The organism is Roseomonas nitratireducens (genome assembly GCF_017813355.1).
Taxonomy (GTDB): Bacteria; Pseudomonadota; Alphaproteobacteria; order Acetobacterales; family Acetobacteraceae; genus Neoroseomonas; species Neoroseomonas nitratireducens.
The window spans coordinates 22,332-38,967 of record NZ_JAGIYZ010000008.1 but is presented as its reverse complement, the minus strand read 5'-3'; the positions used below and the strand labels follow the sequence as shown (position 1 = coordinate 38,967).

Genomic DNA, 16,636 nt, shown 5'->3' with positions numbered 1-16,636 from the left:
CGATGACCCGGCAGGTGCGCGCGGTGCTGGGTGGCATCCTCGGCGCCACCGCGACCGGCGTCTGGGTCGCGGGTTGGCGCTGGGTCGATCCCGCGCCGCTGAGCGGCGACGTGGTGGCGAGCGGGGCGGGTATCGGCTTCGCGCTCGCCTGGGCCGTGCTGGAATGGCCCGCGCTGATGGCTTCGCTTGCCACGGCACGGTCCTCGCGCGTGAGCGAATTGCTGACGCCGCTGGACGCCGATGCGCCGGGCATGCCGAGGCTCGGGAAGCGCGTCATCCGCGGACGCTTCGCCATGCTGGTTCTCGTCACCACGCTGATGCTTCTTGTCGCGATGGTGGGCTTGCGCGAGGGAAGCGTCGGGCTGATCCTCGGCGGGGCACTGATCGCGGCACTGACTGGATGGTTCGCCGCCGGCGATCTTGTCACGCTGCGCCGCCGCCGCCGCGAACCGGACGGGCTTCGGCGAATGGGCCAGCGCTAGACGCCGTACTATCCCCGCATATCCTCCGCGATCAGATCCGCCGCCTTCTCCGCGACCGACAGCACCGTCGCGTTGATGTTGCACACCGGGATGTCGGGGAAGACGGATGCGTCCACCACGCGCAGCCCGTCGATCCCGCGCAGCCGCAGCCGCGCATCGAGCGGCGCGGCGGCATCCCCGCCCATCCGCACGGTGCAGGAGGGGTGGTAGACCGTCCCCCCGGTGGCCTTCGCGAAGTCGAGCAGCGCCGCGTCGCTCTCCACATCGGGGCCGGGGCGGACCTCATGCGCGACGATCCCGCGCAGCGGCTCCGCCGCCATCCAGCGGCGGGCGAGGCGCAGGCCGCGCACCACGCAGGCCTCGTCCGCGCGTTCGGTTAGGAAGCGTGGCGCGATCGCGGGCGCGTCCGCCGCCCGCGGGGATCGCAGCGTCACCGTGCCGCGGCTCTGCGGCCGGCACTGCCACACGCCCAGGGTGAAGCCGGGCTCCGTCTCCGGCACGCCGATGCGCCCATCCTGCCAGGACAAGGGCCCGCCATTGATCTGCACGTCCGGCGCCTCGAGCCCCTCCTCGGTGCGGGCGAACAGCGACATCATCCCCGGCGACCAGGTCAGCACGCCCTTGCCGGTGAAGGCCCAGCGCAGCACCTCGACCGCAAGGCGCGGCCAGACGATGCGCCGGTTCGCCGGACGACGCGGTAGCCGTAGGCGGGCGTGGTGATGCAGTGTCCCTTGCGCAGCCTGCCTTCCAGGCCGCGATGGGTCTTGGCCGCGAGGTCCTTGAGGTAGAGCGCGCCCATGGCGCCCTTCACCCCGACATGGAAGTCGGAGATCTCGCCTTCGGCGAGGGTGACGAGCTTCACGCGGCAGAAGGTCACCTGCTTATAGAAGGCCGCGACGTGCTCGAGGTCGCGGGAGAAGCGGTCGAGGCTCTCGGCGAGGATGACGTCGCACTTGCCGGCGCGGGCGGCATCCCGCAGGGCGACGAAACCCGGGCGCTTCTCCTTGGTGCCTGAGATCGCCGCGTCGGAGAATTCCCCCACGACGGTCCAGCCCTCGCGCGCGGCGCGGGCGCGGCAGATGCGCAACTGGTCCTCGATCGAGGCCTCGCGCTGGTTCTCCGAGCGTACCGGGCGTAGATGGCAACGTGCTGACTCATGGCGAAGCCCCTCTGACGATTCGCCCGGGCCGATCATGCCCCACCCGCTGCCCGTTGGTGTCGTCGCGTTCCCGGTAGAACCGCTCGGCGAGCACGCGCGTTTCGCGCCGCAGCCGAGAGATCCGTGCGCCATGACGGCGAAGCGCCTCCGTGCCGCGCGACTTGAGGTAGTGGTCGATCGAGACCTGAGGGCTGTGGCCAAGGGCAACACCGGCATCGAGCGCCAGTTCCGGAGACAGCATGGAGGCCGTCGTGCGGAGGCATTTCCTGAACCAGTGCGGCCCCTCCGCGCGCCCAAACCAGCGCTTCGTTCGGCGACGGACAACCTTGCCGAGGTCGAGCGTGAACAGCGCCTTGCCCCTGGTCCCGATCCAGAGCGCGGCGGTGCAGGCGCTGCCCGGCTGGGTCGGGCGAACGGACGAGAGGTAGCGATCGAACACTGGAACAAGCTCGGGGTGCATGTCGTAGGTCACGTACCCCTCGGTCTTCGTGTCCTGCTCGCCGAAATGGATCTGGTAGCCGGTATCGGTGCGCCGGATGTGCTACCCGATCTCCATCGCCGCGATGGAGCGGATACGGGGCGCATGCGCGGCGAGCAGGCCAAGCAGGGCGGCGTCGCGCACATTCATCCGCCCGCCGCCATAGCCCTTGCCGACATCAAATCGATGCAGACCTTCGTCACTACCGTGGCCTCGCAAGGGCCGCTGCTGCTGATCATCTTCGCCCTGGTGGTGCTGACCACGGCGGTGATCATCCTCAGCATCGGCGACTACCTGTTGCGGCTGCCCTGTGACAACATTCTCGGCGTCGCCTCCGGGGCGAAGGGCAACCCGGCCATCCTCGTATTTGCCACACGGATGGCGCCGACGGAGCAGCCGTACATCGGCTGCGAAATGATCTTCCCCTCGGCCACCATCGTGAAGCTGATCGCGGTGCAGATCATCGGCCTGATCACCCGGTCGGGCTGAGCGCGCCGTACGCCACCGATGCCTCGGTCACATGCATATTCTGGTGACGCCGTTCTGCCGATGCGCGGCAACCGCTACACTCAACAGACATGACCTCGACAGTGATCTCATCCAGAGAGGCGTACTCCCTGCCGCCCGCGCCCAGCGTCTGGGCGGGCCGCTTCACCTGCCCCGAGGACATGGCCGAAGCGCAACGCGACGCGAATCTCGAATCGATCCCCATCGCGCGGGACGACAGCTACCGGAGCCGTCTCGCCTTCGTGGATCTCGGCCGCTTCCGGGTCCATGACGCAACGGACGACGCGCATATTGCGCGCGGCGCGATGCTCCCGCGCGCCTGCGGAATCCTGTTTCCCTGGGGTAGCCTCACATCGGGGCTGCGGGTGAACGGCCTTGCCTTCTCCGAAGGACAGGGCGTCTTCGTGAAGCCCGGGGCGGAAATGCATGTGACAATGGACGGCCCCCAGCGCTGGTCCGGGATCATCATGGACGACGATGCCTTCGCGGCCTTCGGCGGCGAGGCCTGGCTCCGCGCCGAGGCGGGGTTCTTCGCCCTGCCGGACCTTCTGCGGCGCGCGCCGGCACGGTGCCGGATGCGCTGATCGAGGCCCTGGGCCAAGTCATCGGCAATGCGTGCCTGCCGTATGGAGCAGGGTCGGCATCGCGCCCTGCTGCTCCACCGCCGCGTGCGCGTAGTCAAGGCGGCGGAGGATGTCCTCTCGGCCGCGCTCCGCTGCGCCGTCTACACGCAGGAGATTGCTGCCGCGCTCGGCGTCAGCGAACGGTTCCTGACGTCTGCCTTCGCCGCCGTCTATCGCATGAGCGTGCATCGCTATCTTTGCGTCCGCAGGCTGAACCTGGTGCGCTGCGCGCTGGCCGGGCCGCAGGGCGCGACCGCGCTGGTCAAGACCACTGCGCTCGACCTCGGCTTCTGGCACCTTGGGCAATTCACTCGGGAATACCGTACGCTCTTCGGGGAGACGCCGACGGACACGCTCGCTAAGGCCAATGGCAGGAGCAGCGCAGCGCCGCCCGAGCAACGCCGCCCCTAACGCTATCAGGAACACGTGTCGGTTCGCGCTACAGTGGCGAACGCAGCGGCATCAGCGGACCCCTTCCCATAAAGTCGGGCCTTCGCCTGCCGATCACCCAGCCGACGCACGCCTCGAGGCCAAAGCCGCCATGAAGACCGCCATCCGAATCTCGACCGCCGTCGCGATCGCCATCTTCGCCTGGTACATCGTCGCCGACCGCATCACGCCCTACACGGGCAATGCACGCGTGAAGGCGCTGGTGGTCGCGATGGTGCCGCAGGTCGCGGGCTACGTCTCCGCCGTGCCGGTGACCAACGGGCAGGTTGTCGAGCCCGGGCAGCTGCTCGCGCGGATCGACCCGCAACCCTTCCTGCTGCAGGTCGAGAAGGCGCGCTCGGATCTCCAGCTCGCGACGCAGGAGGTGGGCGCGAGTTCCGCCCAGGTTGAGGCGGCGCAGGCCGAACTCGCGCAGGCGCGCGCCCAGCTCGAGAACACCCAGTCGCAGAGTGAACGCACCTTCACACTCGCGCGCCAGGGCATCGCAACACGCGCCGCCGCCGACCAGGCGCAGGCGCAGCTGCTGAGCGCGCAGGGCCGGGTCACGGCCGCCGAGGCGGAGCTGGAGCGCGCGCGCCAGCAGCTTGGCGCCACAGGGGCGGACAATGCGCGGATCCAGGCGGCCATCGCGGCGCTGGGCCTCGCCGAGATCAACCTGCGCTGGACCGAGTTGCGCGCGCCTGGCCGCGGTGCCGTGGTGGACCTTCAGATCACCGAAGGAACCTTCGCACCGGCCGGCCAGCGGCTGATGACCTTCGTCTCCTTCGAGGAGGTCTGGGTCGAGGCCTACATGACCGAGAACAACCTCGGCCGCATCGCCGTCGGCAACGCGGCGGAGCTTTCGCTCGACGTCTATCCGGGCCGGATCTTCCAGGGCACCGTCACCAGCATCACCATCGCCGCCGCGGCACCGCATGCGGGCACGTCCTCCGACGGCTTGCCGAAGCCGCCCGAGGTCTCGGGCTGGATGCGCGACCCGCAGCGCTTCCCGGTTCGGATACGCATGGAAGGCTATGGCGGTGGCAGCGAGGCAGCGGACATCCGGCGCCAGGTGAACGGCCAGGCCGATGTCGTCGTCTATACCGGCGGCAATGCGGTCCTGAACGGGCTCGCCGCCGCCTGGATCCGCTTCATGAGCTGGATCTCCTATGCCTACTGATTCGCCGGATCCGCGGCTGGCCGACCGGCGCGCGCTGCGGCTCGGCTTCGGCATCACCGTCGTCTTCCTGGTGGCGATCTACATCAACTGGCTGCTGGCCTACCTCGCGCCGGTCTTCGCCGCGCCGCTGCTGCAGGGGTCGCGCGCGCCGACGCTGCGGGAAGCCGCGGGGGTAATGGCGGCGACGTGCCTCATCGCCCTCGCCTGCCTCCTGGCCGGCGGTGTCGCGCGCATCTACCCGGTGCTGTTCATGGCGGCCCTGCTGCCGGTGCTGGTCTGGACCCTTCGAACCCATCTGCGCGGAGGCAACACCCTGATCGTGGTGGTGATCCTGTGCGCCGTGCTGCTGGTGCCTTTGGGTGCCAAGGTGGCGCCGGAGGTCGCGCGGCAGCTCGCGGCGTCCTTCGTGTGGAACATCGGGCTCTCGCTGGTGGTCGCGTCTGCGATGTTCGCGCTGATGCCGCCGGCGCCCGGCGAGGCCGCGCCCGGGCCGCGGGAACCGCTGCCGGCCGAGGAGGCCGCCTGGCGCGGCTGGCAGGTCGCGCTGATCACCTGGTCCTACAGCGTCGCCTATTTCGCCTTCGACTGGACCAACATCCACACGCCGCTCTACATCGCGATCTTCGCGCTGCATCTCAGCCTGGCGCGCACCCTCTCGATCAGTGGCGCGATCCTGGCAGCGAACGTCGCAGGTGGCGTGATCGCGCTGCTGCTCTACGAGCTGGTCGCCATGGTGCCGCTGTTCGTCTTCCTGGCGGCGCTGATGCTCCCGGTGCATCTGGTCTTCGCGCGCGTGATGACGTCGGGCACCAGGGTCGCGCCGCTCGCCGGCGCGGCGCTGAGCGTCATGCTGATCCTTTTCGGGGGCGCGATGAGCCCCACGGACGAGAATGCCAGCGCGGGTTTCGTCGATCGGCTCGGCGAGCTCGGCATGGCGGCGATCTACGCGATCCTCGCGCTCTATGTGCTGGAGGCGTTCCGCCGCGACCGGCCTGTCGGGCCCGCGCCAGAACGCGCCGCATGACATGCCAGGTGCGTCGTCGTCCGTCGTCGTCCGAGCGGCAAGGGAGCAGCATGTGCTGCGCGGGATCCATGCGGCGCGGTGCGTCGGCTTGACGCAGATCATCGCCGGCGCCGGGCCGCGGGCCCTACTGGATGGCGAGCGCACGGAGCCCGCGCAGGGAGATCGCAATGAACGCGACCACGGCACCCAACGCCCGCGGAGTCGGAACGCCCGGCCGGCGCACGGTCTACAGCATGTGCGGCATGTGTTCGGTCCGCTGCCCGATCGAAGTGACGGTCGAGGACGGCAAGGCCACCTGGATCCAGGGCAACCGGCACGATGCGGCGATCGGCGCGAGCCTCTGCGCCAAGGGGTCGGCCGGCCTGCCGCTGGAATACGCCGATGACGAGCGGCCGCAGACGCCGCTGATGCGCATCGGCGAACGCGGCAGCGGCCGCTGGCGGCGCGTGTCCTGGGAGGAAGCGCTCGACCACATCGCCGACAGGCTGCGCGAGACGATCGATGCGCACGGCCCGCGCGGCATCGCCCTGTCGGACCGCGGCGGCCCCTTCTCGGATCTGACCAAGACGTTCCTGGCGGCGCTGGGCTCGCCCAACTACTTCAACCATGACGCAACCTGCGGCGGGAACGCGCACAACGCGGCGCGCAGCATGTTCGGCTTCAGCCACGCGGGGCTGATCCCGGACTACCGCAATGCGCGCCACCTGGTGCTCTACGGGCGCAACATCGTCGAATCGCTGATGGTGAAGGAAGCCAAGGCGTTCATGGACGCCGTGGCCAACGGCTTGCGCGTCACCTACATCGATCCACGCGCGAGCGGCACCGCCTGCAAGGCGACCCGCTACTGGAAGGTGCGGCCGAACAGCGACTATGCGCTGAACCTCGCGCTGATCCATGAGGTGCTGGCCCAGGACGTCCATGACAAGGACTTCGTCGCGCGCTTCGTCAGCGGCATGGACGTGCTGCGGGAGGCGGTACGGGACACCACGCCGGAGTGGCAGGAACAGCATACCGGCGTACCCGCCGCCGAGCTGCGCGCGCTGGTGCGGGAGATCGCGGCCCAGGCGCCGCGCGTGATCTTTCATCCGGGCTGGATGACGGCGCGCCACCGGCAATCCTTCCACGTCACCCGCACGGCGCTGATCCTGAACGCGCTGATGGGCAGCATCGAGGTACCGGGCGGCCTGATCATCGCGAAGTCGCCCGAGGCCTTTGGCCGCGAGAGCCTCAAGCCGCTATCCGCCCGCGTGCCCAAGGTGACGGAGGCTCGGGTGGACGGCGCCGGCACGACGCGCCCGTCCTGGGATCCGTCGATCGGCATGGTGCACCAGCTCTTTGCCGCCATGGAGACCGGCCAGCCCTACGGCGTCGGCGCCTATTTCGCCTACCGGCACGATCCCATCACCAGCCTGCCCGATGCCGAAGCACTGAAGAGCGCGCTCGACAAGCTGAACCTGCTGGTCTCGATCGACGTCCGCTATTCCGAGACGGGTTGGTACTCGGATGTGATCCTGCCGGAATCCACCTATCTCGAACGCGCCAACATCCTCGCCGGTATGCCCGGCCCGGTGCCTGTCTTCCTCATGCGCGACCAAGCGGTCGCGCCGCGCTTCGACAGCAGGCCCGCTTGGTGGATCTTCCGCGAGATCCTGCGCCGGATGGGCGTGAAGGATGCGCTCGACTTCGAGACTGTCGAGGAAATCTGGAACTACCAGCTCGAAGGCACCGGCGTCACGGTGGCGGAGATGCGCAAGGCCGGCGTGGTTGCCCTGGCCACCGCGCCGAAGCTGATGCCGCGCGACGCGCTGCGCTTCCCGACGCCTTCGGGCAAGATCGAGATCGACAGCGCGGTTCTTCGGCAGGCGGACCTGCCCTTCATGCCGCCCTATGAACCGAAGGCCGCGCCGGAAGGCGACAGCTTCACCCTGCTGTTCGGCCGGCCGGCGACGCTGGCGCATGGCCAGTCCCTGAACAATCCGCTGCTGCGGGAAGCGGCGCCGAGACAGGAGCTGTGGATCCATCCCGACCGCGCGGCCGCGCTCGCGATCAACGACGGCGAGGAGGTCGAGGTCAGCGGCGGGGGCGCCTATGTCGGGCGCCTGCCGGCGAAGGTCACGCCCTGGATCCACCCGGACGCGGTGTTCATGCTGCACGGCTATGGCGCCACCGTGCCGGTCGCGACGCGCGCCAGGGGCGTCGGCGTGGCCGACCAGCGCCTGCAGCACGGCAAGCTCTACGCCTTCGACCCGGCCGGCGGCGGCTGCACGCTGACCGAGACCATCGTCCGTGTCCGGCCCGCCGCGGCGGAAGGAGCCTGAGCGATGAGCAAGTACGCGCTGCGACACGACGAGGCGAACTGCATCGGCTGCCAGGCCTGCGAGGTACACTGCAAGACGAACAAGGACCTCGGACCCGGCCCGTCGCCCTGCAAGATCATCTCGCTCGGCCCCGTGGATGTCGATGGCCAACCGCGCATGCGCCACGTCTTCATGCCCTGCTTCCACTGCGAGGATGCGTGGTGCGTCCGGGCCTGCCCGACGGGCGCAATGCAGCAGCGCGAGAAGGACGGCATCGTCCATGTCGAGGCGAGCCTCTGCGTGGGCTGCAAGAGCTGCATCGCCGCCTGCCCCTGGGGCGTGCCGCAATGGGATCCGTCCACCAACAAGGTGGTCAAGTGCGACTACTGCATGGACCGCGTCGATGCCGGGCTGAAGCCTGCCTGCGTCACCAAATGCGTGACCGGCTGCCTGTCCTTCGGCCCTGCGACCGAACTGCCCGATCCGCGCCGCGAACGCTACGCGAGGATGCTGTTGGCCGAGCCTTCGGATGGCCTCGGTGGCGAGTAGCACCTGGCGCATCGCGCGGAGGATGACCCGATGAGCGACCTGCCGTCCCTGCCGGCCTGGCTCGCCGCCGGCGATGCCGGCCTGTCCGGCGCCGCGCCGCCGGCACCCACGCTCGATGCGGCGCTGCCGGGCTATGCGCATGCGCGCGCGCTGTCACCGCTGCAGCGGCTGCAGGTGCTGCAGGGGGCGTCCCTGGCCGAATGTGGCGGCGGCGGGGAACCGGTGCATCTGGAATGGCGTCGCTTCCTGCGCGGCCATGGCCCCTCGACCCTGGTGGTGGACGCCACCGCCTTCGACGAACGCGCCGAAGCCGCCGCGACCGTCCTCGCCCGCGCGCCCTGGCTGCTGGCCGAGGGGCTGCTGATCGCCGCAGGCCTGCGCGACAGCGGCACGATCGAACTGCGCGTGCCGCCCGAGCTCACCGGCAGGGAAGCGCCCTTCCTCAACGCCGTCGATGCGATCCGCGCGCTGGCGCAGGTCTCCGGCCCCCGCAAGCGCATCGAGGTGCTTCGGGACCGCAAGCCGGGCTGCTGGGCGGAAGGCCCAGACGGCGATGCATCGCGCCTGGTGCACACGCCCGAGACATGGTGCCGCATCGCCCGGCTCTTCGCCGGCGCCGGCGATCGCGACGGATCGTTGCTGACGCTGCGGCGCGGCGTGAAGCAGCGCGGCCTGGTCGAACTCGATCGCACGAGTAATCTGCGCCGGCAGATCGAGTCCTGGACCGGCGGCATCAAGGGCCAGGGCGAGGATCCTATCCTGGTCTTCGACGACGGCCTCGGCGGCACGCTGCCGCTCTCGGCCACCGATATCGCCGCCGATCCGCTGTCCCTGGCGGCGGCCGGCATCGTGCCGGTGCCCTCTACCGCGATGGTGCTGCCGCCAGGAACCTGCATGGTGAAGCAGACGCGGCGCGCGCTCTATCGCCACTGGCAGCTGGCGGAGGACGAGGCTGCGCCGGTACGGGGGATGCTCGCGCGCGCGGCACGCCTCGCCACCGAGGTCACGCTCGGCCGCGGCGATGCCGGGCATCTGAAGGCGCTCGACGAACTCGCGCTGAAGCTAGCCACGCAGGGGCTCGCCGCGGCCTGGCCGCTCGCCTCCTCGCTGCGGCATTTCCGGGCGCAGTGGGAAAGCCACGCGCGGCGGGAATCCTGCCCCGAGGGCGCGTGCCTGTCGCTGCCCGCCGCGCCCTGCCACGGCACCTGCCCGGCCAATATCGACATCCCGAGCTTCATGGCGCATCTCGGCCATGGCGATTATCGCGCGACGATCGAGGTCATCCGGCGCGACAATCCGCTGCCGCTGACCTGCGGGCTGGTTTGCCCGGCGCCCTGCGAATCCGCCTGCGTCCGCGGCAGCCATGACGGGTCCGTCTTCATCCGGCCGCTCAAGGCGACGGCGGCGGAACACTGCCTTGCGAACGGCGGATATCCGCTGCCGGAGATCGCGCCCGACACGGGCAAGCGCATCGGCGTCATCGGCTCGGGCCCGTCCGGGCTGACGGCCGCCTACTACCTGCGCACCCACGGCCACCAGGTCGAGGTCTTCGAGGCGCAGGAGAAGGCCGGCGGAATGCTGCGCTACGGCATCCCGGCCTACCGGCTGCCGCCCGAACTGCTGGACCAGGAGCTCGGGGAGATCGAGCGGCTTGGCATCCCGATCCGCACCGGGGCGAAGATCGGCAGCCTCGAGGATTTCCGAGGCGGATTCGACGCCGTCTATCTCGGCCTCGGCACGCAGATGGCGCGGCTGCTTCCGATCGAGGGCGTGCACCATGACCTCGTGCGCGGCGGCATCGACTTCCTGCGGGCGGTGCGCAGCGGGGAAAAGGTTCGGGTCGGGCCGCGCGTGGTGGTGATCGGCGGCGGCAACGTCGCGATCGACGTCGCGCTGACCGCGCTGCGCCAGGGCGCCACGCATGTCGACCTCGTCTGCCTCGAAAAGCGGCGCGAGATGCCGGCGAGCCCGCACGAGATCGAGGAGGCCGTCGCCGAAGGCGTGCATCTGCGCGCCGGCTGGGGACCGGTCCGTATCGAGGCGGAGGGCGAGGTCGTCTTCCACTACTGCGAGCGCGTGAAGGACGAGGCGGGCCGCTTCGCCCCGGTCTTCGACACGGCGCGGCCGATGACGCTCGCGGCGGACGACGTGCTCCTCGCTGCCGGCCAGGGCACCGATCTCGGCCTTCTCGAAGGCAGCGCGGTCGAGAATACCCGCGGCTACATCGTCGCCGATCCGAAGACGCTGATGACCAAGGTCCCGGGCGTCTTCGCCGGCGGCGATGCGCAGCAGGGGCCGCGCACCGTCGTCGAGGCGATCCGCGCCGGCAAGATCGCCGCGGCAGGGATCGATGCCTGGCTGCGCGGCGGCAGCGCCGATGGCTCGGTCGCCCGGCCCGTCCGCCGCGGCGAGGTGGCGCCGCTTCCGGTCGCCGCCGCCGATCGCAGCCATGGCCCCCGCGCCGTGATGGCCTCGAAGAGCGTCGAGGAGGTGCTCGGCGAAGGCAACTACATCCGGATCGAGGAGGGCCTGACCGTCGCCCAGGCACAGGACGAGGTGCGCCGCTGCCTGCGCTGCGACATGTGCATCGGCTGCGGCCTGTGCATGGCGGCGTGCAGCGAGATGGGCATCGAGGCGCTGCGCCTTGGCGACACCGGCGCCGGGCGGCTCGCCTATTTCGACTTCCAGCGGCCCGAGGATCGTTGCATCGGCTGCGGCGCCTGCACCCAGGTCTGCCCGACCGGGGCGATCCGGATCGAAGATCGCGACGGCATCCGCCGTACTATCATCACAGGCACGGTGGTGAAGGCGCAGCCGCTGCTGACCTGCGTGGAGTGCGGCGCGCCGACGCGCACGCCAGCGCATCGCGACTTCATCCGCGCGCGCCTGCCCGAGCATATGGCGGCGCTGCTCGATCGCGAGCTCTGCCAGGCCTGCGCGCGTGACCGGGCCGACCGTCCGCGATGGGGGCGACACCCCGCGACATCCTGACCGCGGCGAGGACATGCGATGGCAGACCTGCTGATGCCCGCCCTGAAGATCTCGCTGGTGATCTTCATGGCCGGCAACCTGATGGACATGGGGCTGCGGCTCGAGATCGCGGACGCCCTGCGGGGTTTGCGCAACCTGCGCTTCGTCGTGTTGACGCTGCTCTGGGCCTTCCTGCTCATTCCCGGGCTGGCCTATGGCATCGCCCATGCCATGCCGCTCGACGCGCCCTATGCGCTCGGCCTGATCCTGATGGGGCTGGCGCCGTGCGCGCCCTTCGTGCCGATGCTGGTCGCCAAGGGCCATGGCGACCTTGGTTCCACCGCGGCCTTCATGCTGTTGACGGCGGTCGGCACCGTCATCGTGATGCCCGTGGCGGTGCCGTTGCTGACCTCCGGCCTGACCGTGAGCGCCTGGTCGGTCGCCAGGCCGCTGCTGGTCATGGTGCTGATACCGATGATGATCGGCATGGCGATCCGTCGTGCATCGGTCGCGCGCGCCGGCACGCTGCAGCCGGTGGTCAAGAAGGTGACCGGCGTCGCGACGCTGGTCGTGGTGGTGCTGTGCGTCGTCATCTATGGCAATGGCCTGCTCGGGCTGGGTGGCACATTCGCCGTTGCCGCGCAGTGCCTGTTCTTCGCGACCGTCGCCACGGTGACCTACCTGCTGGCCTTCGGCCTGCCGCACGAGGAGAGGATCGTGCTCAGCATCGGCCTGACCACGCGCAACATCGGGGCTGCCATCGCGCCGTTGCTGGCCGTGCCGGAGCCTGACCAGCAGGCGGCGATCATGGTGGTGCTCGGGCTGCCGCTGATGGTGGGCTTCGCCATGCTCGTTGTGTGGATGACCGGGCGGGGGCCGGCGGCCTGATGCTTCTCGACTTCCTGCGTGCCGATCCCGAGACCGGCCTCTTCTTCGTCGGGCCCATGGCAAGTTCGCCTCTGGGCGGCCTCATGATCGGACCGCGCGTCGTTCTTCCCTCGGCAACCTGCCCCCGCCGGTGGCGCGCTGGCGTTTAGCTGTGTCCGTGGCGGTCGGCACGCGTCGTCTCATTGGGGCATGGCCCGAAGTAGCCATGAACCCGTAGGTCGGGCAGACGCAGCCTGCGCTAGGTAAGTGGGCCGACTTGCCGGCGCGGGCGCAGCCGGGTGTACGGCATGGCCGTGCCCCGCTTGATCAAGGCGCCGGAAGCCCGCTGGCCGGCGCGGACCAATGATGAGACCTGTATGCGGAAGCCTTGTCGCGTGGCGTACTGGGCGATTCTCTGTGCTTCACAAGGCAGGAAGCGGGGGGCATGGCACATCGAACCATCGGCCAGGAGGCCCTGGCGCCGGACGGTACCTCGCGAAGCGGCGCGGCCCTGGAGCGCCTATCGTTTCTGATCGACTGACACCCGGTCTCCGGGCTGCTCACCCCGCGCTGGGTGAAGCATCCCAATCGCCCCTCGGTGCATGGCTTCAAGGCGCATGTCGGGGTGGATGCCGAAGGGTAGGCGTCGCCGACCGATCCCGTGCTGGGCCGGATGCCAGGTTCCTGGCATCGCACCCCGGGCAAAGCACTTGGAATCTGCCGTTCATCGTGCCGGCTCCTCGCCGAAGACTGCCGGGTGTCCCGCCTTCGTCTTCACAGGGATCTTCAGGTAGCGAACGCCATTCGCCTCCGCTTCCGGGAAGCGGCCGGCACGGATATTCACCTGGATTGACGGCAGCAGCAGCGTCGGCGCGGCCAGCGTGCTGTCTCGCCGCTGGCGGAAGGCGACGAATGCGGCCTCCGTCGTGCCGTCCTTTACGTGCGGGTTGTGAGCCCGCTGCTCGGCTACGGTGCTCTGCCACGCAAACTGGTCGCGGCCCGGCGCCTTGTAGTCATGGCAGATCCAGAGCCTGGTTTCCGGCGGCAGCGCAAGCAGGCGCTGGATGGAGCGCCAGAGCTGGTGCGCATCGCCACCCGGAAAGTCGGCGCGTGCCGTGCCGTAGTCGTGCATGAAGATGGTGTCGCCGACGAGGACGTCCTGACCAATGCGGTACGCGACGTCTGCCGGGGTGTGCCCGGGCACGTGCAGTACCTCGATTTCCAGCGAGCCGAGCATGAACCGCTCGTTGTCCTTGAACAGGCGGTCGAAATCGCCGCCCTCGGGCTTGACGTCGCGGGCGTCGAAGACCGGGCGGAAGATGCGCTGCACGTCCTTGATGTGCTCGCCGATGCCGATCGGCGCGCCGGTCTTCGCCTTGATGTAGGGCGCCGCCGTCAGGTGATCGGCATGCGCGTGCGTCTCCAGCACCCAGCGGATGGCGAGGCCTTCCTGCTGGGCAGCCTTCAGAATGCGGTCTGCGAAGGCCGTGTCGGCGGTACCGGACTTGTGATCCCAGTCGAGCACAGGGTCGATGACGGCAGCGATCTTCGTCGCAGGGTCCCAGGCGAGATAGCTGACGGTGTTGGTCGGCTCGTCGAAAAAAGCGCGGATCTCAGGGGTCTGCATGGTGTCCTCCGTGATCTCGAACATCGGGGCTTGAACTTCATATAACGTATCCCTTAATTAGCACAAGCTTATTGAAAGTGGTCACGGAGATGAGTGCAGCAACCATGGAAGCGCCCGGCGATCTCGGGGCCCTGCAGGAGAAGGCGACGGAAGCGGCGCGGCTGTTGCGCATGCTTGCCAATGCGAATCGCCTTCTCCTGCTCTGTCACCTGGTCGGGGAGGGCGAGATGACGGTGAGCGCGTTGGCGGAAGCTGTCGGCCTCTCCCAGCCGGCCCTCTCCCAGCATCTCGCCATGCTCCGCGAGGATGGCCTGGTGGCGACCCGGAAGGAGGCGCAGGCGGTGTTCTACCGCCTGGCCGATCCCAAGGCTGTCAGCGTCCTGGCGCTGCTGCGCGACCTCTACTGCCCACCCGGCCACTGACCTGATCGCGAAAGGACGACGACCATGCTGAAGACGATTTCTCCCGCAGCCGCAGCCGCCCTGCTACGCGAAGGCGGGGCAACGTTGGTGGATGTGCGCGAGCCGGACGAGCATGCGCGCGAGCGGATCCCCGGCGCGCGGAGCCTGCCGCTGTCGCGATTGGAGGAGGCGGAACTGGCCGTGCACGACGGCAAGCCGGTGCTGTTCCACTGCCGCAGCGGTGCCCGCACCGCCGGACATTCAGATCGGCTGAGCGCAAAGGTTGGTGTGTGCGAGGCCTATATCGTCGAGGGCGGGCTGGATGCCTGGAAGCAGGCTGGCCTTCCGGTCGCAGCCGATCGCCGCCAGCCGCTTGAGTTGATGCGCCAGGTGCAGATCGCCGCAGGCAGCCTGGTGGTTCTTGGCGTCGTGCTCGGTGCGCTGGTCTCACCGTGGCTCTACGCGCTGTCCGGGTTCGTCGGCGCCGGGCTTGTCTTCGCCGGCGCGACTGGCACTTGCGGCATGGCGCGACTGCTCCGGATGATGCCCTGGAACCGTGTGCCGGCCGCATCTCACGTCGTAGGCGCAGAATAGCTCACCGGGCGCCACGTCATGTTCGATCTCTCAATGTTGCAGGCGCTGCTCGGTGGTGCTTCCGGATCGCTGGTCGGCTTCACGCTGGGCCTGGTGGGCGGTGGAGGGTCGATCCTGGCGGTGCCGCTGCTGGTCTATCTGGTGGGTGTGCCAAATGCCCATGTTGCGATCGGCACCAGCGCGGTCGCGGTCGCGGTTAACGCCGCGGCGAGCGTCGTGGGCCACGCCCGCGCAGGGAATGTCCGCTGGCCCTGTGCTTCGGTCTTCGCCTCCGCTGGAGTTGGGGGAGCCTTTGCGGGGTCGGCGCTGGGTCGACGGGTGGATGGCGAGGCGCTGCTGGCCGCCTTCGCGATGCTGATGGTGGTTGTGGCCGTGCTGATGCTGCGGCGGCGCGATGACGGCGTGGATCGAAGGGTCCGCCTGAACCGCGGCAATGCGCCGGCGCTGGTCGGCACCGGGATCGGCGTCGGTGCGCTGTCCGGGTTCTTCGGGATCGGCGGCGGGTTTCTGATCGTGCCAGGTCTGATCTTCGCGACGGGCATGCCGATGCTGCAGGCGATCGGCACCTCACTCGTCGCCGTCACCGCATTCGGTGTGACAACAGCCGGAACCTATGCCGCCGCCGGCTTGGTGAATTGGCCGTTGGCGACGGTGTTCGTCGCGGGCGGAGTGCTGGGCGGGCTGGTCGGTGCGCGCGCCGGTCGGGCGCTGTCGCGGCGTCGTGGGGCGCTGACCCGTGTGTTTGCCGGGCTCATTTTCGCGGTTGCGGGATACATGCTTGCCCGCAGCCTTGGCGTTTTGCATTGAGACGGCGCTGATGGGCGACCTGCGAAGCCGCCCAGACAAGGTTGGCTTCCCCGAGCCACGCCCTCCGCAAGCGCCTCGACGAGGTTCGCGATCTTGCGTTCCACCGCGGCCAGTTCCGTCCGATGTGCCTCAGACGCCCCCGACTGCTCCTTCGATGGACGCTTCCATGTCGCCACGAATTCGTCCGCGAATCTCGCGACTAGTTCCGGGCCCACGAGCCGATTGCTGAACGCTTCCAGGACCTCTCCCTCAAGAGGGTCCCTTCGAACCGAAGCCCCGTTCCAGCAGCCGCCGACCTTACAACCTCAGCAGGCGAGGTAATCCGGGCCGGTCGGCGCAAAGAGCGCGCCGCAGCGAGCGCAGACGACCTTGCCGGTGAGAAGATGCTGGGGACGACGGCAGTCCCAGAAGTGCGGCCGCGCCGGGTCCATCCTTGGGGTGGCATCCCGGACAAGGCGTGCCTGGACCGCGTCCCGGGTCGCCTGCTCGACGATGCGCAGGTCCGGAACATCTTGGACAATGACGGCACCTTCGTCGTTCGGCCGACGGTGTACCCGGCCACTCAAGGGATCCTTCTGCGTCTGTCGACGATTCCGGATGTGTCGGCCGATTTAGCCATGACCCCGCAGAACCGCTCCGCCC

General features: G+C 69.2%; 17 protein-coding genes. 13 read left to right on the top strand and 4 right to left on the bottom strand.

Annotated features, from left to right (window positions below):
- The first annotated feature begins 2 nt into the window (after window positions 1–2).
- Window positions 3–482: a hypothetical protein gene (locus tag J5Y09_RS09825; RefSeq protein ID WP_209351587.1), complete on the top strand. Its 480-nt coding sequence runs from the start codon at window positions 3–5 to the stop codon at window positions 480–482.
- Window positions 483–490: 8 nt separating this feature from the next.
- Here the strand turns inward: J5Y09_RS09825 and J5Y09_RS09820 are convergent, their stop codons facing one another.
- The 3 genes from J5Y09_RS09820 to J5Y09_RS09810 are packed head-to-tail and all read right to left on the bottom strand — an operon-like array spanning window position 491 to window position 2,113.
- On the bottom strand, window positions 491–1,129 hold the full coding sequence (locus tag J5Y09_RS09820; protein ID WP_209351586.1) for a GMC family oxidoreductase: 639 nt from the start codon (window positions 1,127–1,129) through the stop codon (window positions 491–493).
- Entirely contained in the window at window positions 1,093–1,677 is a 585-nt protein-coding gene (locus J5Y09_RS09815; protein WP_209351585.1) for a recombinase family protein, read from the bottom strand. Before J5Y09_RS09815 ends, J5Y09_RS09820 begins: the two co-directional genes overlap by 37 nt.
- On the bottom strand, window positions 1,637–2,113 hold the full coding sequence (locus J5Y09_RS09810) for a hypothetical protein (RefSeq protein WP_209351584.1): 477 nt from the start codon (window positions 2,111–2,113) through the stop codon (window positions 1,637–1,639). The genes J5Y09_RS09815 and J5Y09_RS09810 overlap by 41 nt, the downstream gene beginning before the upstream one ends.
- 111 nt (window positions 2,114–2,224) lie before the next feature.
- Between J5Y09_RS09810 and J5Y09_RS09805 the strand changes: the two genes are divergently transcribed.
- From J5Y09_RS09805 to J5Y09_RS09765, 9 genes are all read left to right on the top strand, one after another.
- Window positions 2,225–2,608: an aspartate-alanine antiporter-like transporter gene (locus tag J5Y09_RS09805; RefSeq protein ID WP_209351583.1), complete on the top strand. Its 384-nt coding sequence runs from the start codon at window positions 2,225–2,227 to the stop codon at window positions 2,606–2,608.
- Window positions 2,609–2,709: 101 nt separating this feature from the next.
- Window positions 2,710–3,210 carry a hypothetical protein gene (locus tag J5Y09_RS09800; RefSeq protein ID WP_209351582.1) on the top strand — a complete coding sequence of 167 codons (501 nt, stop codon included), beginning with the start codon at window positions 2,710–2,712 and terminating at the stop codon, window positions 3,208–3,210.
- Between the two features lie 84 nt (window positions 3,211–3,294).
- Window positions 3,295–3,660: a helix-turn-helix domain-containing protein gene (locus J5Y09_RS09795; RefSeq protein WP_209351581.1), complete on the top strand. Its 366-nt coding sequence runs from the start codon at window positions 3,295–3,297 to the stop codon at window positions 3,658–3,660.
- Window positions 3,661–3,790: 130 nt separating this feature from the next.
- Window positions 3,791–4,858, top strand: a complete 1,068-nt coding sequence (locus tag J5Y09_RS09790) for an HlyD family secretion protein (RefSeq protein WP_209351580.1) — start codon at window positions 3,791–3,793, stop codon at window positions 4,856–4,858.
- Window positions 4,848–5,882: a DUF2955 domain-containing protein gene (locus tag J5Y09_RS09785; RefSeq protein WP_209351579.1), complete on the top strand. Its 1,035-nt coding sequence runs from the start codon at window positions 4,848–4,850 to the stop codon at window positions 5,880–5,882. Before J5Y09_RS09790 ends, J5Y09_RS09785 begins: the two co-directional genes overlap by 11 nt.
- Window positions 5,883–6,013: 131 nt before the next feature.
- A complete protein-coding gene (locus tag J5Y09_RS09780; RefSeq protein WP_342451448.1) occupies window positions 6,014–8,200 on the top strand; it encodes a molybdopterin-containing oxidoreductase family protein in 2,187 nt (728 codons plus the stop codon).
- Between the two features lie 3 nt (window positions 8,201–8,203).
- The gene (locus tag J5Y09_RS09775; RefSeq protein ID WP_209351577.1) at window positions 8,204–8,728 is read left to right on the top strand and encodes a 4Fe-4S dicluster domain-containing protein; all 525 of its coding nucleotides are present in this window, start codon (window positions 8,204–8,206) and stop codon (window positions 8,726–8,728) included.
- A gap of 30 nt (window positions 8,729–8,758) precedes the next feature.
- On the top strand, window positions 8,759–11,719 hold the full coding sequence (locus J5Y09_RS09770; RefSeq protein WP_209351576.1) for an FAD-dependent oxidoreductase: 2,961 nt from the start codon (window positions 8,759–8,761) through the stop codon (window positions 11,717–11,719).
- An 18-nt stretch (window positions 11,720–11,737) separates the two neighbouring features.
- Window positions 11,738–12,586: a bile acid:sodium symporter family protein gene (locus J5Y09_RS09765; protein WP_209351575.1), complete on the top strand. Its 849-nt coding sequence runs from the start codon at window positions 11,738–11,740 to the stop codon at window positions 12,584–12,586.
- A 703-nt stretch (window positions 12,587–13,289) separates the two neighbouring features.
- Here the strand turns inward: J5Y09_RS09765 and J5Y09_RS09760 are convergent.
- Entirely contained in the window at window positions 13,290–14,216 is a 927-nt protein-coding gene (locus J5Y09_RS09760; RefSeq protein ID WP_245216999.1) for an MBL fold metallo-hydrolase, read from the bottom strand.
- Between the two features lie 65 nt (window positions 14,217–14,281).
- On the opposite strand from J5Y09_RS09760, the gene J5Y09_RS09755 reads away from it, so the two are divergent.
- From J5Y09_RS09755 to J5Y09_RS09745, 3 genes are read left to right on the top strand one after another with little or no spacing between them, the layout of a single operon-like run.
- Window positions 14,282–14,614: an ArsR/SmtB family transcription factor gene (locus J5Y09_RS09755; protein WP_245216998.1), complete on the top strand. Its 333-nt coding sequence runs from the start codon at window positions 14,282–14,284 to the stop codon at window positions 14,612–14,614.
- Window positions 14,615–14,638: 24 nt separating this feature from the next.
- On the top strand, window positions 14,639–15,187 hold the full coding sequence (locus J5Y09_RS09750) for a rhodanese family protein (RefSeq protein WP_209351574.1): 549 nt from the start codon (window positions 14,639–14,641) through the stop codon (window positions 15,185–15,187).
- A gap of 18 nt (window positions 15,188–15,205) precedes the next feature.
- Window positions 15,206–15,994 (top strand): sulfite exporter TauE/SafE family protein, encoded by a 789-nt coding sequence (locus tag J5Y09_RS09745; RefSeq protein ID WP_209351573.1) that lies wholly within the window; start codon window positions 15,206–15,208, stop codon window positions 15,992–15,994.
- Window positions 15,995–16,636 lie beyond the last annotated feature (642 nt).

What these genes read in the sequence shown, in the direction of transcription:
- J5Y09_RS09785 (WP_209351579.1), top strand. Translation starts at nt 4,848, where the DNA reads ATGCCTACTGATTCGCCGGATCCGCGGCTGGCCGACCGGCGCGCGCTG.
- J5Y09_RS09765 (WP_209351575.1), top strand. Translation starts at nt 11,738, where the DNA reads ATGGCAGACCTGCTGATGCCCGCCCTGAAGATCTCGCTGGTGATCTTC.
- J5Y09_RS09760 (WP_245216999.1), bottom strand. Translation starts at nt 14,216, where the DNA reads ATGTTCGAGATCACGGAGGACACCATGCAGACCCCTGAGATCCGCGCT.
- J5Y09_RS09750 (WP_209351574.1), top strand. Translation starts at nt 14,639, where the DNA reads ATGCTGAAGACGATTTCTCCCGCAGCCGCAGCCGCCCTGCTACGCGAA.
- J5Y09_RS09770 (WP_209351576.1), top strand. Translation starts at nt 8,759, where the DNA reads ATGAGCGACCTGCCGTCCCTGCCGGCCTGGCTCGCCGCCGGCGATGCC.
- J5Y09_RS09825 (WP_209351587.1), top strand. Translation starts at nt 3, where the DNA reads ATGACCCGGCAGGTGCGCGCGGTGCTGGGTGGCATCCTCGGCGCCACC.
- J5Y09_RS09815 (WP_209351585.1), bottom strand. Translation starts at nt 1,677, where the DNA reads ATGATCGGCCCGGGCGAATCGTCAGAGGGGCTTCGCCATGAGTCAGCA.
- J5Y09_RS09745 (WP_209351573.1), top strand. Translation starts at nt 15,206, where the DNA reads ATGTTCGATCTCTCAATGTTGCAGGCGCTGCTCGGTGGTGCTTCCGGA.
- J5Y09_RS09775 (WP_209351577.1), top strand. Translation starts at nt 8,204, where the DNA reads ATGAGCAAGTACGCGCTGCGACACGACGAGGCGAACTGCATCGGCTGC.
- J5Y09_RS09755 (WP_245216998.1), top strand. Translation starts at nt 14,282, where the DNA reads ATGAGTGCAGCAACCATGGAAGCGCCCGGCGATCTCGGGGCCCTGCAG.
- J5Y09_RS09780 (WP_342451448.1), top strand. Translation starts at nt 6,014, where the DNA reads ATGGCGAGCGCACGGAGCCCGCGCAGGGAGATCGCAATGAACGCGACC.
- J5Y09_RS09790 (WP_209351580.1), top strand. Translation starts at nt 3,791, where the DNA reads ATGAAGACCGCCATCCGAATCTCGACCGCCGTCGCGATCGCCATCTTC.
- J5Y09_RS09805 (WP_209351583.1), top strand. Translation starts at nt 2,225, where the DNA reads ATGCGCGGCGAGCAGGCCAAGCAGGGCGGCGTCGCGCACATTCATCCG.